The organism is Bifidobacterium sp. AGR2158, assembly GCF_000424225.1.
In the GTDB taxonomy this organism is placed as follows: domain Bacteria; phylum Actinomycetota; class Actinomycetes; order Actinomycetales; family Bifidobacteriaceae; genus Bifidobacterium; species Bifidobacterium anseris.
In genome coordinates, this window is sequence record NZ_AUJM01000012.1 from 295,588 (window position 1) to 311,678 (window position 16,091).

At 65.2% G+C, this 16,091-nt stretch carries 11 protein-coding genes; 8 read left to right on the top strand and 3 right to left on the bottom strand.

Annotation, left to right across the window (positions count from 1 at the left end; all coding sequences use genetic code 11):
- Nucleotides 1-103 precede the first annotated feature (103 nt).
- Together G606_RS0103970 and G606_RS0103975 are read right to left on the bottom strand one after the other, a co-directional pair.
- Nucleotides 104-970 carry a DMT family transporter gene (locus G606_RS0103970; RefSeq protein WP_231371416.1) on the bottom strand — a complete coding sequence of 289 codons (867 nt, stop codon included), beginning with the start codon at nt 968-970 and terminating at the stop codon, nt 104-106.
- Between the two features lie 300 nt (nt 971-1,270).
- Complete coding sequence (locus G606_RS0103975; RefSeq protein ID WP_026644865.1) at nt 1,271-2,344, bottom strand: alpha/beta fold hydrolase; 1,074 nt, start codon at nt 2,342-2,344, stop codon at nt 1,271-1,273.
- 227 nt (nt 2,345-2,571) lie between these two features.
- Between G606_RS0103975 and G606_RS0103980 the strand changes: the two genes are divergently transcribed.
- Entirely contained in the window at nt 2,572-4,392 is a 1,821-nt protein-coding gene (locus G606_RS0103980; RefSeq protein WP_026644866.1) for an AMP-dependent synthetase/ligase, read from the top strand.
- A 19-nt stretch (nt 4,393-4,411) separates the two neighbouring features.
- Here G606_RS0103980 and G606_RS0103985 read toward each other — a convergent pair whose 3' ends face one another.
- A complete protein-coding gene (locus G606_RS0103985; RefSeq protein WP_026644867.1) occupies nt 4,412-6,769 on the bottom strand; it encodes a prolyl oligopeptidase family serine peptidase in 2,358 nt (785 codons plus the stop codon).
- A gap of 317 nt (nt 6,770-7,086) precedes the next feature.
- Here G606_RS0103985 and G606_RS0103990 point away from each other — a divergent pair, with 317 nt between their 5' ends.
- Genes G606_RS0103990 through pknB form a run of 7 tightly spaced genes read left to right on the top strand, consistent with a single transcriptional unit; the run spans nt 7,087 to nt 16,034 of the window.
- Complete coding sequence (locus G606_RS0103990; protein ID WP_024540459.1) at nt 7,087-7,788, top strand: FhaA domain-containing protein; 702 nt, start codon at nt 7,087-7,089, stop codon at nt 7,786-7,788.
- A gap of 21 nt (nt 7,789-7,809) precedes the next feature.
- The gene (locus tag G606_RS0103995) at nt 7,810-8,352 is read left to right on the top strand and encodes an FHA domain-containing protein FhaB/FipA (RefSeq protein WP_034523585.1); all 543 of its coding nucleotides are present in this window, start codon (nt 7,810-7,812) and stop codon (nt 8,350-8,352) included.
- 4 nt (nt 8,353-8,356) lie between these two features.
- Nucleotides 8,357-9,985 (top strand): PP2C family protein-serine/threonine phosphatase, encoded by a 1,629-nt coding sequence (locus tag G606_RS0104000; RefSeq protein ID WP_034523586.1) that lies wholly within the window; start codon nt 8,357-8,359, stop codon nt 9,983-9,985.
- Nucleotides 9,982-11,499, top strand: coding sequence for an FtsW/RodA/SpoVE family cell cycle protein (locus G606_RS09850; protein WP_231371404.1), 1,518 nt, complete (start codon nt 9,982-9,984; stop codon nt 11,497-11,499). The genes G606_RS0104000 and G606_RS09850 overlap by 4 nt, the downstream gene beginning before the upstream one ends.
- Nucleotides 11,499-12,965, top strand: coding sequence for a peptidoglycan D,D-transpeptidase FtsI family protein (locus G606_RS0104010; protein ID WP_026644870.1), 1,467 nt, complete (start codon nt 11,499-11,501; stop codon nt 12,963-12,965). Before G606_RS09850 ends, G606_RS0104010 begins: the two co-directional genes overlap by 1 nt.
- Complete coding sequence (locus G606_RS0104015; protein ID WP_026644982.1) at nt 12,962-13,975, top strand: serine/threonine-protein kinase; 1,014 nt, start codon at nt 12,962-12,964, stop codon at nt 13,973-13,975. Before G606_RS0104010 ends, G606_RS0104015 begins: the two co-directional genes overlap by 4 nt.
- Nucleotides 13,968-16,034, top strand: coding sequence for a Stk1 family PASTA domain-containing Ser/Thr kinase (gene pknB / locus G606_RS09855; RefSeq protein ID WP_034523588.1), 2,067 nt, complete (start codon nt 13,968-13,970; stop codon nt 16,032-16,034). Before G606_RS0104015 ends, pknB begins: the two co-directional genes overlap by 8 nt.
- Nucleotides 16,035-16,091 lie beyond the last annotated feature (57 nt).

Sequence of the window (16,091 nt, forward strand, 5' to 3'; positions counted from 1 at the left end):
CCGTACGTTTCTTGAACGATTCCGATTGTAGGGCGGCGCACACGGCGCCGAACGCCGATTATGCAGCGGGCACAGCTGCCGCACACCAACAGTTCGCCGCGCGCTACCTCACGAGGAACGACATCACGATGATGAGCGCGAAGCCGACCAGATCGGTTCCGGTGAACACGGCGCCGGTCCACATGACGGCCGTGATCGTCGCCATGACCGGCTCGATCGTGCTGAGCATCGTCGCGCGCATCGAGCCGATGCGCACGACGCCCGCCATGTACAGCCAGAACGCAACGAAGGTGCCAACGACGATTGTGAACGCGAGCAGTCCCCACCCGCGCGCGTCGAGCTGCGGCGTGTCCTTCCACGGCTGTACGAAGGGCGTGAGCAGCAGTCCGGACAGCAGGAACGTGATGCCGTTGACGACGAAGTTGCCGTACTTCGCAATGAGCATGACCGGGATGATCGCGAGGCACGCGCACGAGAACGCGTCCGCGAGCCCCCACAGCAGTCCCGGCAGCGGCAGCGCGAGCGAACTGACCTTGCCGCCGGTCGCGAGCAGCCACACGCCAGCGAAGGCGAGCGTCACGCCGACGATCTCCTTGACCGTCGGCTTGCGTTTGCCGCGCACGCACACGTAGACGAGCACCATCAGCAGATTCACCGTCTGCAGCACCGTCGCCGTGCCCGCGTTCGTCCAATGGATCGAGAACAGATACGCGACCTGCACGAGCGTGACGCAGGTGAGCGCCGTGAGCAGATACATCGGGTATTCGCGCACGCTTTTCACGGCGGCGACGAGCGCGTGCCGCGAGCCGACCGCCGCGCATGCGAGGAAGATGAGTCCGGCGACGATCTCCCTGACGCAGGCGAGCCACAGCGGCGCGATGTGGTATCCCTCCATCAGGATCTTCGACACCGACCCGTTGATGCCCCACAGCGCGCCGCCGAGCAATGTGCACAGCACGCCGATCATCATCCGCCGTGGCGTCTGTTCGAGCGATTGTGTGGCGACAGTCTCGTCGGCGAGCGTCTGCGCCGCATCCGCGCGTTCTTCATGCGCCGACCGGCTCAGCAGCTCCTGCACGTGCTCCTGCGCGTCGTGTCCATCGTGGGATGTGCGCCCGTGGGATGCGCGACCCGTGGCCACGCCGTCGTCTCGATCGTCTTGTGCGTTCCGCGTCACTGTACGCCCCGCTTTTGTGTCCATGCGCGGGCCGTGCCGCCGGCGCGCGCGTCGCTTTTTCCGAGGCGATTCTAACGCATCCGACGGCCGTCGCTACGGCAGCACCGTCACCGTCTCCTCCGACTGCAGCCAACGGAAGATCCGCTGCAGATACGGCGCGACGACGGCGTTCGGCATCGAGAAGATCTCATGGACCGAATCGTCGATGCGCACTTTGCTGATACGGCCGCCGTCGCGGCCCACGCGCTGCACGAAGACGTCCTGTGCCGGATTGCTGACCCAGTGATCGCGTCCCGATTGGAACAGCAGCACCGGTATGTCGATGCGTTCGCACATGCGCGGATCGAGGATGGCGCACGAGATGCGCACGGCTTGGCGCACCCATTCGTTCGCGGCCGCACTCGTCTGGTAATGCGTGTTCGCGATGCGCAGTTTCTTGTACCATTCGAGCCGTTCGGCGCATGCGCCCTGCTCGTCGCGCCAATCGATCACCGGCGTGAACCCGTGCTGTCCGGGCGCCATCGACTTCGCGCGCCCGAGGTCGCAGGCCGCGCCGGTGACGGCGGCCGCCAGCCAGTTCGGCACGCCGGTTTTCGCCTTGATCATCGGCGAGGAGAGCACGGCCCGATCCACGATGTTCGGGTAGCGTTCGAGCATCGCCGCGGCGATGCCGGCGCCCATTGAATGCGAGAACAACGTGAGCCGTCCGCCGTGCGTGTAGGCGCGGCCGATCTCCTTCGTGAAGCGTGCGAGATCGGCGATGTAGCGCCGCCAATCGTCGATGTAGACGATCTGGTCGTCGGCCACGTCACGCGCCGAATAGCCGTGTCCGCGATGTTCGAGCACACACACCGAGAATCCGGCGAGCAGGAAATACCAGACGAGCTCGCCGTATTTGGCCGCGAATTCAGAGAAGCCGTGCGAGAACACGACGGCACCGTGGTTCTCGCGTGACGCGCCGGGGATGTCGAGCTGCTGGAATTCGCGCACGTCGTAGCACACATAGTGCAGTCGGCCGAGTTGGCGCAACTTCGGCAGCGGACGGCCCACCCAATCCTCATGCGCCGGTTCCATATATCCTTCATGCGCGCATGTGCTCGTGGCGGGAAGCACCGTCTTCGCCATCGACTGCTGCACATGCCGTTCGTCGACCATCGCAATTTCCATATCGACCATCCTAAGCGCCGAGTGCGCGCACCGCGTCGCGCTCACGCCGTCGACGTAGCCGGGGGCAGCCGCGCTGCGCCGCGTCCATCGATTGTGCGTTCCCTACAAAGCGCGGCCGGCGTGTGTTGTCGATTCATACGAGGCACGCGTTCCCTACGGTACCGTAGGATAGCCGAGGCGGCCATGCGACAAGCCGCCCGATGAAGGCTGATACGAAGGATTTTCCCATGCTCACCGAGTACACGACGCCGGGCCATGCGCTCACCGTCCGCGACAACGAAACGATCTACACGTTGCTGACCGATCGACTCGAGCGTTCCGGCGCCGATTCCCCGCTCACCGAGAACAAGGAGCCCAACGGTTCGTGGAGTACGCTCACCGCCGGCCAGTTCAACGACGAGGTCCGCGCGATCGCGAAGGGCCTCATCCAGTTCGGCATCGCAAAGGGCAACGCCGTCACGATCTTCTCTGCGACGCGCGTCGAATGGGGTCTGCTCGACTTCGCGCTCGCTGCCGTCGGCGCCGTGACCGTGCCGATCTACGACACTGATTCGGCGATCCAGGCCGAGCGCATCCTCAACGATTCCGATGTGAAGCTCGCGATCGCCGACAATCAGGAGCGTTTCGACCGTCTCGACTCCGTCTTCGACCATTGCCCGCAGCTCGAACGCATCCTGATGCTCGACGCAGACGCGATCGCCGCGCTCAAAGGCCTCGGCGTCATGATCTCCGACGAGGAACTCGACGAGCGCATCGCGAGCGTCGGCGCCGACGATCTGGCGACGATCGTCTACACCTCGGGTTCCACCGGCGCGCCGAAGGGCGCCGAACTGACGCACCGCAACTTCGTGAGCATCACGCGCGCAGCTGCCGAATGCGTCCCGGAGATGCTCGAAGGCAATGCGCGACTGCTACTGTTCCTGCCGCTCGCCCACTGCTTCGCCCGATTCATCCAGTACTTCGTGTTCACCTCCGACGCCGGCGTCATCGGCTATCTGCCGAGCACGAAGACATTGCCTCACGACATGCAGGTGTTCGAACCGACCTTCGTGCTGTCGGTGCCGCGCGTGTTCGAGAAGGTCTACAACGCGGCTTCGCGCAAGGCCGGCACCGGCTTCAAGGGCCGCGTCTTCGCAAAGGCCGCCGAGTTCGCGCGCGAATGGAGCGAGATGGAGCAGCAGGGCGTCAGCCCGGACGCGAAGCAGCGCGCCGAGCATGCGCTCTATGAGAAGCTTGTCTACAGCTCGATTCGCGGCGCCTTCGGCCCGCGCATCAAGTACCTCGCATGCGGCGGCGCGCCGCTCGACCGCCGTCTGGCGACGTTCTTCAACGGCATCGGCCTGACGATGATCCAAGGCTACGGCCTGACCGAGACGGCGGCGCCCTTCGCGTTCACGCGCGTCCACGACAACGTCATCGGCACCGTCGGCCAGCCGGTGCCCGGCTCGTCGGTGCGCATCTCGGCGACCGGCGAGCTCGAGGTCAAGGGCCAGAACGTCTTCCGTGGATACCACAACCTTCCTGAGAAGACGGCCGAGACCTTCGCTGCCGACGGCTGGCTGAAGACCGGCGATCTGGCGACACTCGACGACGAAGGCCACATCACGCTGACCGGCCGCGCAAAGGACATCATCATCACGGCCGGCGGCAAAAACGTCGCGCCGATCCCGATGGAGCAGGAGATCGCCACGTGCCCGATCGTCGAGCACGCCGTCGTCGTCGGCGACAACCGCCCGTTCGTCGGCGCCGTCGTCACGCTCGACCAGGAGGGTCTCGCGCATTGGCTGCCAACACAGAAGCTGCCGGCGGATCTGACGATCGAGCAGGCCGCCGGACTGCCGGAGGTCGCCACCGAGATCCAGCGCTACGTCGACCGCGCGAACGCCGAGGTCTCGCGCGCTGAATCGGTGCGCAAGTTCATCGTGCTGCCGGTCACGTTCACGCAGGAGAACAAGTGCCTGACGCCGTCGATGAAGGTTGTGCGTCCGAAGGTCAACGCGGTCTTCGCCGACACGATCGCCACCGGCATCTACGGCGCCAAGCGTTGAAGAAGGCCGACCGATTTCCTCAGCGCGCGAGCGCGCGGCTGAGGAAATCGCGCTGGAGCAGCAGCAGGTTACGCGCGACGGTCGGGTCGTTCGTCATATGCGTGATGCCGGTGAGCGGCAGGAACGTGTGGTCGCGTCCGGCCGCCATCAGCGCGTGGCTCAGCCGCAGCGAATGCGCGATCGTCACGTTGTCGTCGGCGAAGCCGTGGATGAGCATGAGCGGCCTGCGCAGCCCCGGCGCGTCGTCGACGATGCTGTTGCGCACATAGTCGGCTTCGTCGATGCCGAGGTAGCGTTCGGTGTAGCACGTGTCGTACAACGTCCAGTCGGTCGGCGGCGCGCCAGCGCAGGCGGCCGCGAAGGTGTCGGGCGCGTCGAGCACGGCGAGCGCGGACAGGAAACCGCCGTACGACCATCCGATCATCGCGACGCGGTCGAGTTCGGGACGCGGCAGCCCATGTGCGCGGGCGCCCGACGCGTGCCTGCCGTAGGCGGACGCGTCATTGATGCGGCGCACGGCGTCGTCGAGCGCGTGCACGGCGTCAATCTGGTCCTCCAACGTGACCTCTTTCATCGCCTTGTACACCGCGCGATCCCATGCCGGTCCGCGCCCGGTCGTGCCGCGGCCGTCGGCGATGACGACTAGGTAGCCCTGCTCGGCCCACCATTGGGCGTCCCAATACGCGGTCTGACTCATCGTGACCTCCTGGAAGCCGGGGCCGCCGTAGGGGTGCATGAGCACGGGCAGCGATTGCGCGTCCGCGTATTTCGCACCGGTCGGCGCGACGATCGCCGCATGGAGACGACGTTCGCCGAGCCGTACAAAACGCACGTTGATTTCGAGTCCCGGCGTCGCCGCGTTGTTGGCGACGGCGACGGATTCGCCACGGTAGTAGTGCGTCATCTGCGCGCGCGGATCGGCCATGTCGCGGCCAGTGACGACGAGACCTTCGCCGGCGCGCGTAGCGCTCCACACGCCCGGCTCGTCGGTGACCGGATACACGTTGCCGTCGTAGTCGAAGGCGACCACGTCGAAGCTGCGCGCGTCGTGGTCGGCTGCCGTCGACACCCACTGCTTCGGCACGTCGGGCGCCTGCTCGGGTGAACGCTGCACGACGCACATGACGGTCTCGTCGTCGGCGTCGAGGACGGCGCGCACCTGCCAGCCGACCGGCGTGAACGGGCGTCCGTCGACGGTCAGTCGATTCGTGTCGTTCTCCATGTCGTTGATCGAGCAGATGAGCGCGCCGGACGGCGTGTAGACGGGCGTGCCGCCGATGAGATCGATCCACTGCTCGTTGGTGTGCGTCTCGAGGACGGTGACCGGCATCAGCGGCACGACGCCGTCCTCGACGGGCGCATAGTGCTTCCAATCCTGTTCCTTCGGCACGTCGACGCGCAGGATGCGCTCGTGCTGCTGCAGGCGGTCGAGGACGCGCAACAGCGGCATATGACCGGTGTCCCAACGCACGACGGCCAGATATTCGTAGGCGTCGTTGTCCCAGTCGACGAGCGCCGTGCGTTCCGCGTTGAGGCGATCGTCGCCCAGATGCACGGCGTAGAGTTCGACGATCGCGTTGTGCGTGAGCGCGCGCGGATAACGGTGGTCGAATCCGCGGCGATCGGGATGTGCGGGATCGCTGATCGTCCACAGCGGCTCCGGTGACGCGTCGAAGCGTTCAACAAGCAGTGTGCGCGAATCGGGTCCCCACCAGAATCCGTCGTAGCGGTCCATCTCCTCGGCGGCGGCGAATTCGGCGATGCCAGCGTGCACGTCGGCGCGTTCGTCCTGCGGCACCGCGTAGGCGACGCCGGCCATGCCGGTGGCGACGTCGACGACGATGACGGCCGCGCCGGTCGAATAGGCGACGCGCGTGCCGTCGGGGCTCACGCGCGGATTGAGGATCGGGCGCAGCGGCTCGGCGTCGGCGTCATCATCAACGTCATTGCTGGCATGCACGTCAATCGCATATGTGTCAGCGACGGCGGCTTCGGCGTCGAGCTTCGAGACGAACAGCTGATCGTTGATCGTGAAGACGACGACGCGGCCGTCCGCGTCAACGCAATAGGAGACAATGCCGCTGCCGCCTTCTCGCGCGCGTTCGCGGCGGGCGCGCTCGGCCTCGGGCACGTCCTCGGCATCGGCGTCGGCAAGCAGCGCGCGCGGATCGGCGAGCAGCGTCTCGGTGCCGTCGGCCTCGCCCATCCACAGCGACGTCACGGTGTCCTCGGCGCCGTCGGAGCGCAGGAACAGCATCCGCGATCCGTCGCCGAGTAGCCGCGGGCTGCGCGGGGCGCCGCAGCTGAAGCGCAGTGTGCGCGCTTTCGCGGCGGCGTAGTCGGGGATCGAGGAATCGGCGGGGAGGTGATCATTCATCTGCACAGTGGTTTGCGTCATACCGCATTACGCTAGCACTGCAAGCCTGCGCATTGGCTGAGCGCGCGCCGGAAGCGCGGGCGCGCGGATATCGGCAGTGTGCATCGACAGCGCGCATCGTCATCGCATATCCGTATAAATGATGGGAACAGACGTATTCATATATCATGAGTCATATGTGCATGACGTGCGCGGCGCGTCCTGCAGCGCTGTCCACGGCGACGTCCGACGCGGACGGGCATTCGTCCGGCAGTCACAAAGGCCGGCGCGGTTCGCGACCAAGCGTAGGATGGGACAGGAATAAGAAAGGGACTACTATGAGCGTTCTTGACCGTTTTGAGAAAAGCGTTGAAGGCGCGGTCAACGGAGTGTTCGCGAAATTCGGCTCCAAGGACCTGCAGCCCGTCGATCTGACGAGCGCGCTCGAACGCGAGATCGACGAATCGGCCATGCCGGTGGGTCGCGAACGCACGGTCGCGCCGAACGAGTATCGCTTCAAGCTGAGCACCCCCGATTTCGACCGCATCGAGCAGTGGGGATCGGAAGCGCTCGCCAACGAGCTCGCCGACAACCTCACGAAGTACGCGAAGAGCCAGCATTACGCGTTCGTAGGCCCCGTCGTCGTCGTGTTCGAGGAGGATCTCGAACTGTCGAAGGGCAACTTCAAGCTCACGAGCGAATCCGTGCAGGGCAACGCGGTCCCGGTGACGACGGACGCGCAGGCCGAGGACTGCCCGATGCTCGAAGTGAACAACAGCCAGTATCTGCTGACGAAGAGCAAGACGATCATCGGACGCGGCTCCGGCTGCGACATCGTCATCGACGATCCCGGCATCTCCCGCAAGCATCTGGAGATCGACATCACCGACAACGGCGTCATCGCCCGTGATCTCGGCTCGACGAACGGCACCTACGTCGAAGGCCATCAGGTGCCGGCGGCCACGCTGCTCGACGGCAACACGATCACGATCGGCCGCACGCGCATCCTCTACTGGGCGTCGTCGCAGGATCAGGAGTAAACCGGGACACCGATTGCCGTTATGATTACCGAACTTACCTTCGCGGTACTGAAATACGCGTTCCTCATCCTGCTGTGGGTCTTCGTCTGGAGCATCGCCCGTTCGCTGTACCGCGACGTGGCCTCCTACAGCCCACGCAAGTCGCGCGCACGCCGCAAAAAGGAACGTGAGGTCCGCAGGAAGGCCGATACGCCGGTCGCCGCCACCCCCACCAATTCAACGCCGAACCATCCGGTGAGCGGCGCGATGCCGGTGACGGCCGCGGACAAGCAGCCGACGCTGCTCGTCATCATCGACGGCCCGCTCGCCGGCACCTCGGTGCCGCTGAACTCATCCGTCATCACGTTGGGCCGCGCGGCCTCGAACACCGTCGTGCTCGACGACGAATTCGTCTCGTCGCACCATGCGCGCGTCTACCCGGACGAGCGCTCGCACCAGTGGGCCATCGAGGACCTGCACAGCACGAACGGAACCGTGGTCAACCAGCAGCGCATCACCGCGCCCACGATCCTCGCGCCGCGCATCCCCGTGCGCATCGGCGCGACCACCTTCGAACTGAGGTGAGCCGATGACCTCCGCAGAGCACAGCACGTTGTACATGTATTCGACGACGGTCTCCGATGTCGGCACCGTCCGTTCCAACAACCAGGACTCGTCGTTCGCGGGCGCGCATCTCGTCGCGATCTGCGACGGCATGGGCGGCCACGCCGGCGGCGACACCGCATCGACAATCGCGATCCGCTCGCTCGCGCACATCGAAAAGGACAGCGCGGGCGGCGACGTCGCGCGCGCGACCGCGATCATGGAGACGTCGACGCTCGCCGCGCACGACGCGATCGTCGGCAAGGCGAAACGCGAGCGCAAACTCGCCGGCATGGGCACGACGATCACGGCGATCACGCTCGTCTCCGGCTACTGGGTGCTCGCGCACATCGGCGACTCGCGCGCGTATCTGCTGCGCGACGGCGCGCTCATGCGCCTGACGAGCGACCACAGCTACGTCCAGCATCTCATCGACACGAAGCGCATCAGTGAATCCGAGGCGCGCAACCATCCGCAGCGCAACGTCGTCATGCGCGTGCTCGGCGACTTCGACATCGACGCGCGCCCCGACATCTCGATCCGCGTCGCCCACCCCGGCGACCGTCTGCTGCTGTGCTCCGACGGCCTGTGCGGCGTGCTCGAGGATTCGACGATTGAAGAGACGATGCTCTCAGCGACCGATCCCGAGGAATGCGCGCAGCGGCTCGTTTCGATGGCGTTGCGTGCCGGCAGCACCGACAACGTGACGGCGGTCATCGCCGACGCGACACTCGCGCTCAACGCCGACTCCTTCGACGTCCCCCATCAGACGCCGCTCATCGGCGGCGCAGCGAGCGCATCGCTCGACGCGATCGCCGACATCGTCAACGAGCCAGTCGCCGCAGCGCCCGCGCTCATCGCGAAATCGTCGCCGGCGGAACGCGCCGCCGCACTCATCCAGTCACGTCCCGAGGATGACGACAAGGCGGCCGACGACAAGCCGGCGAAGCCGAGCGTCGGCCACACGAGCGAAGTGCGCGAGGAGACCGGCGAACTGCAGGATCCGGATACAGGCGAAATCCCGGTCGTGCGCAAAAGCAACGGCCGCTACAGCGCCGATCCGAACGATCCGGAAGTCGCAGCCGCGATCCACCACGAGCAGCTCGAGAAGAAGAAGGCGGCGCGCTCGCGTCACTTCCGCGGCCGCGTCGCCGCGACGCTCACCATCATCATCGCCGTACTCGCGCTATGCGGCATCGCCGGCGGCGCGTACATGTGGAGCCAAAGGCAGTACTTTCTCGCGAAGGACGGCGACACGATCGCGATCTACCAGGGCGTGCCCACCGACATCTTCGGCATCAAGCTGTCACATCCGGTCAAACAGACGGATCTGAAGTTCAGCGAGCTGCCGGAGGGATGGCAGAACCAACTCGAAAACGGCATCAACGTCGACGACTACGACGCCGCCGTCGCGAAGGCGGATCAAATCGAGCAGGAGCTCAAGAAGACGCAGCAACAGCAGAAGGATGAGCAGGAACAGCGCAAGGCGGCCGCGAAGGCGCAGAAGGAGGCGCTCGAGAAGTCGAAGAAAGACAAGGCTTCGCCGTCGCCGTCATCTTCGGCATCGTCTTCGGCGTCGCCGTCCGCCACGGCTGAGGAGAAGGATTCGAAGTGACGAAGACCCGGATACGCTATCTGCTGCAGATCCTCTTCGCGTTCGTCATCACGGCCATCGGCGTCTTCCAGATGTTCGCGCGCACCGAAGGTCGTCCGCCGACGACGGCGCTCGTGCTCATGGGCGTCATCGCCGCGCTGTTCATCGTCACGTGGGCGATCATCTGCAAGTTCCAGCCTTACGCGAACCAATCGATTGTAGCCTGCGTGCTCATGCTCACGTCGATTGGTGTGCTCGTGATTGCACGCTGCGACGCGGCGATGGATGCGCACGTCGCGACACGACAGATGATCTGGCTGTGTCTTGCGCTCGTGTGCTGCGATCTGCTGTTTGTGTTCATGCGCGACTACCGCGTGCTGCGGCGCTTCTCCTATGTGAGCATGGTCATCGGCCTCGTACTGCTGCTCTCGCCGATGATTCCCGGCCTCGGCCGTGAGATCGGCGGCGCGCGCATCTGGATCGGCATCGGACCGTATTCGCTGCAGCCGGGCGAGTTTGCGAAGCTGTTCCTCGCATTCTTCTTCGCGTCCTATCTGTTCAACCATCGCGACCAGCTCGCCGTCGGCGGCAAAAAGCTTGGGCCATTGCAGCTGCCGCGGTTCAAGGATCTCGGGCCGATCGTCATCGTCTGGGTCGCATCGATGGGCGTGCTCATCATGCAGCACGACCTCGGCACGTCGCTGATGTTCTTCGCGATGTTCGTCGCGATGCTCTACGTCGCCACCGGCCGCGTGAGCTGGGTCATCATCGGCTTCCTCGCCTTCGCCGCCGGCTGCGTCGTCGCCGCGCACATCTTCGCGCACGTCGGCTACCGCGTCGACGCATGGCTGCATCCCTTCGATCCGGCGATCTACAGCCGCTATCCGGGCGGCTCGAGCCAGATCGTGCAGGGCCTGTTCGGCCTCGCCTCGGGTGGCCTGATGGGCACCGGCCTCGGTCAGGGCTATCCGACTGTCACACCGCTGGCGAACTCCGATTTCATCTACGCGTCAACCGGCGAGGAGCTGGGCCTTGTCGGCCTGTTCGCCGTGCTCATGCTCTACCTGCTCATCATCGCGGCCGGCATGATCATCGCGATGAAGATCAAGGACGGCTTCGGCAAACTGCTGTCCTCCGGCCTCGTGTTCACGATGGCGTTCCAGGTGTTCACCGTCGTCGGCGGCATCACGCTCGTCATCCCGCTGACCGGTCTGACGATGCCGTACATGGCGGCCGGCGGCTCGTCGCTCGTCGCGAACTACATCCTCGCCGCACTGCTCATCGTCATCTCGAACGCGGCGAACAAGCCGCAATCCGACGAACTGAGCGACACCTTCCGCATGGAGGCGCTTTCGGTGCTGCGCAGCCGTCAGCAGGCCGAGGCGCGCTCCGCTGCGTCTGCGTCACCATCCGCTGCCGCCGTATCCGGCGACGACGGCTCGGTCACGCAGATCGTCGCGCCGATCAGCACCCATTCCTACGTCAATCTGCCGCAACGCGCACTCGACGACACCCGTCCGGGAGGTGAGGCCTGATGAACAAAACACTGCGTCAGCTGTTCACCGCCGTCCTCGTGCTGTTCGTCATCCTCGGCATCTCATCGTCGATCATCATGACGGTCCGTTCGAACGCGCTCGCCAGCGATTCGCGCAACGTGCGCACACTCTACTATACGAATAGCGCGGCACGCGGCGCGATCCTCGCGTCCGACGGCACGATCCTCGCCAAATCGGATGCGTCGCAGGACGAATACAAGTATCAGCGCGCCTACGCCGACGGTCCGCTCTACGCGCCGATCACCGGCTATTTCTCAGTCACGCAGAAGGCCGACCGCGGCATCGAGGCGTCCGAGGACACGCTGCTGACCGGCGAGTCCGACGCGATGTTCTGGCAGCGGCTCAAAGGCCTGTTCACCGGCGAGGAGAACCGCGGCGCCTCGATCGAGACATCAATCGACACGAAGCTGCAGAAGGCCGCCTACGACGCGCTCGGCGACGATGACGGCGCCGTCGTCGCGATCGAGCCGAGCACCGGCCGCATCCTCGCGATGGTGAGCAAGCCGAGCTACGACCCGAATCTGCTCGCGACGCACGACGGCGGCACGGCGAACAAGAACTACGCCGAGCTGAGCCAAGGCAACGCCAGCCCGATGATCAACCGCGCGACGAGCCAGCTATATCCGCCGGGATCGACGTTCAAGACCGTCGTCGCGGCCGCCGCGATCAACTCGGGCAAATACAACATCAACTCGCAGATCCCGGCCGGCGCAAGCTACACGCTGCCGGGAACGGAGACGGCGCTGACGAACTCGTCGTCGGCAGGCGATGGCGTCGACGGCAAGATCTCGCTCAAGGACGCGATGGCGTACTCGTCGAACACGGCGTTCGCGCAGCTCGGCGTCGCGCTTGGCGACGACACGGTCAGCGACATGGCGAAGAAATTCGGCTTCGATTCGACGATCACGATCGACGGATCGGCCGCGGACGGCACGCCGATGCGCGCCGTCGCGTCGCGGTTCCCGCAGCAGGTCACGCCAGATCGGCTCGCGTTGGCGTCGATCGGTCAGGGCGACACGCTCATCACGCCGCTGCAGAACGCGATGGTCGCCGCGACGGTCGCGAACAAGGGCAAGGTCATGAAACCGACGCTCGTCGACCGCGTACGCTTCAGCGACCTGTCAGTATTGCCGGACACGAAGCCGCAGGTCATGAGCACGGCGTTCAGCGAGGACACGGCGAAACAGCTCACCGAAGGCATGGAGGCCGTCGTCACCGACGAGAACACGAATCTCGAGATCCCCGGCATCCGCGTCGCCGCAAAGACCGGCACCGCGCAGATCGGCGCAGACAACGATTCGATTGACGGCTGGGTCATCGGATTCGCGCCGGCCGATGATCCGAAGATCGCCGTCGCCGTCGTCGTCCACAATGTCGACCTCTACGGCTCGTTCGCCGCCGGACCGGTCATGACCGCAGTAATGAAGGAGGCGCTTACCCAATGAGACTCATCGAAGGACAGCTCATTCACCGGCGTTACCGCCTCGATTCGCGCCTCGCGCAGGGAGGCATGGGCGAGGTCTGGAAAGGCTACGACATCCAGCTGGGACGCCCGGTCGCGATCAAGGCGCTGCGCACCGACACGACAAACCAGGAGTCGAAGCTGCGCAGGCTGCGCGCCGAGGCGCGCAACTCGGCGAATCTCGCACACCCGAACATCGCCGCGCTGTTCGAATACTACGAGCATGACGGCATCGGATTCCTGATCATGGAATACGTGCCAAGCAAGTCGCTCGCCGATCTGTTCCACGAGATCGACGGTCCGATGGAGCCTACGCAGCTGCTGCCGATCCTCATCCAGACGGCGCGCGGCCTGTTCGTCGCGCACTCGCACGGCGTCATCCACCGCGACGTCAAGCCAGCGAACATCATGGTGTCGAGCAACGGCGAAGTCAAGATCACCGATTTCGGCGTCTCCTATTCGACGAATCAGGAGCAGATCACGCAGGACGGCATGGTCGTCGGCACCGCGCAGTACATCTCCCCCGAGCAGGCGCAAGGCCAGCACGCCACGCCGCAGTCGGACATCTATTCGCTCGGCGTCGTCGCCTACGAAGGCCTGTGCGGACACCGTCCGTTCACCGGCGCGACGCCGGTCGACATCGCCGCCGCGCATGTCAACAATCCGGTGCCGCCGCTGCCGGCGAGCGTCAACTTCCAGCTGTCCCAATTCGTCATGTCGATGCTTTCGAAGGACCCGCTCGACCGTCCGCAGGACGCGCTGACGGTCGCCCGCGTCCTCTCGCGCATCGAACGCAGGCTGCTCGACCAGCAGACGAGCGCCGTCGACGTGACGATGGTCACGTCCGGAAAGCGGGTGCCGCGCCGCGTCGCGAGCGCGCCGCACCACGATCCGGCCACGAACACGATTCCCCCGTTCGCGCAGGCGGCGCGCACGGATTCCCCACGACACAACCACTTTGCGGTTCAAGGCGGAAGGAGCAGCAATGAGTAGCATGCCCACGACATTGGATAGTGGCCGCTACCAGCTCGGCCAGCTCATCGGACGTGGCGGCATGGCGGAGGTCCATGTGGCCGTGGACACGAGGCTCGGCCGTACCGTCGCCATCAAGATCATGCGTCCCGACCTCGCTCACGACGAGATCTTCCTGACGCGCTTCCAGCGTGAGGCGCATTCGGTCGCGCAGATGAACAACCCGAACATCGTCAACATCTATGATTCGGGCGAGGAGGTCATCACCTTCGAGAACGGCCAGACCGAGCATCTGCCGTATTTGGTCATGGAATACGTCAAGGGCCAGACGCTGCGCGACATCATCAAGGCGAACGGGCCGCTGTCGCAGCGCGACGCCGAGCATGTGATGATCGGCGTGCTCAGTGCGCTCGAGTATTCGCATCGGATGGGCATCATCCACCGTGACATCAAGCCCGGCAATATCATGATCTCCGAGCAGGGCATCGTCAAGGTCATGGATTTCGGCATCGCCCGCGCGCTCGACGATTCAGCGACGACGATGACGAAATCGCAGGGCGTCGTCGGCACCGCGCAGTACCTCTCCCCCGAGCAGGCGCGCGGCGAGACCGTCGACATGCGTTCCGACCTGTATTCGGCCGGCTGCGTGCTCTACGAGATGCTCACCGGACGGCCTCCGTTCACCGGTGATTCGGCGGTCGCGATCGCCTATCAGCACGTTTCCGAAGTGGCCGTGCGGCCGAGCACAATTGTGCCGGGGCTGCCGACGGCGTGGGATTCGATCTGCGCGAAGGCGATGGCGAAGGACCGCCAGAACCGCTATGCGACGGCCGCCGAATTCAAGAACGACATCATCGCGTTCATGAACGGCGGCGTGCCGAGCGCGACGGCCTTCAATCCACTGACCGACCTGTCGGCGACGAAGGCGCAGCCGCAGCGGACGGAACCGATGCCGGCGCAGCAGGGACCGGCGACGCAGCGATTCAACCCGGTCACCGGACAGTTCGAACGCATCAACCCGGATGGTTCGACCGGACCGCTCAAGACACGTGCGGATCGCCGTGCCGAAATCGCGAAGAAGAAGCACAAGCGCAACGTCGTCATCGCGTCGATCGCCGCGGCGATCGTCATCCTCGGCATCGCGATCGGCGGATGGCTATGGTGGGACCACGCGCAGAACGCGACGAAGTTCGTGACGGTGCCGACCTTCAACGAAACGACGACCGAGGCACGCGCACGCAAGCAGCTGAGCGACCTCGGCCTCAACATCAACGTCAAGCAGGACGCCGATTCAACGAAGCCGGAAGGCATGTTCACGAAGCAGACGCCGGCCGGCGGCAAGCGCGTCGCCGAGGGCAGCACCGTCGAAGTGTGGTTCTCGACGGGTCCGCGGCCGATCAAGATCCCGGACGTGACCGGCTATACGCAGGAGCAGGCGAGGTCGACGCTCGAGGACGCCGGATTCGTCGTCGAGGCGAGCGTGCAGACCGAGGACAGCGCGACGATTGCGAAGGATCATGTCACACGCACCGACCCGGCCTACGGCACGTCGCAACTCAAGGGATCCACGATCAGCCTGTGGGTGTCGTCGGGCATGACGAAGGTGCCGGACGGCATCATCGGCAAGCCGCAGGATCAGGCGTTGTCCGCGCTCTCGCAGATGGGTCTGACGGTCACCGTCATGCAGGAATCGTCGGACACCGTCGACAAGGGATCGGTCATCCGCGTCTCGCCGGACGTCGGCACGTCGGTCGCGCAGAACAGCACGGTGACGGTGTGGGTGTCGACCGGCCATGAGCAGGTGACGGTGCCGAATGTCGACGCCGGAGACACGCTCGCGAGCGCGCGCGCCATCCTCGAGGCGGCCGGACTGAGCGTCAAAGTGGACGGCAATTCGTCAGATGACGCGATCGTCGAATCAATCAACCCCTCCGCCGGCGCGAGCGTCGATAAGGGTTCCGAGGTCACCGTCAAGACGAAGGCGCCGTCGAATCCGTCGCCATCGCCGTCGGGCTCCTCCTCGGCGTCGCCATCGCCGTCGGACGGCGCGCAGAACGGCGGCGACCACGGTCAGCACTGATCTCGGGCAGCAATAGGTAACATGCGAGTGGGGGCCGAATCCGCGATGGGTTCGGCC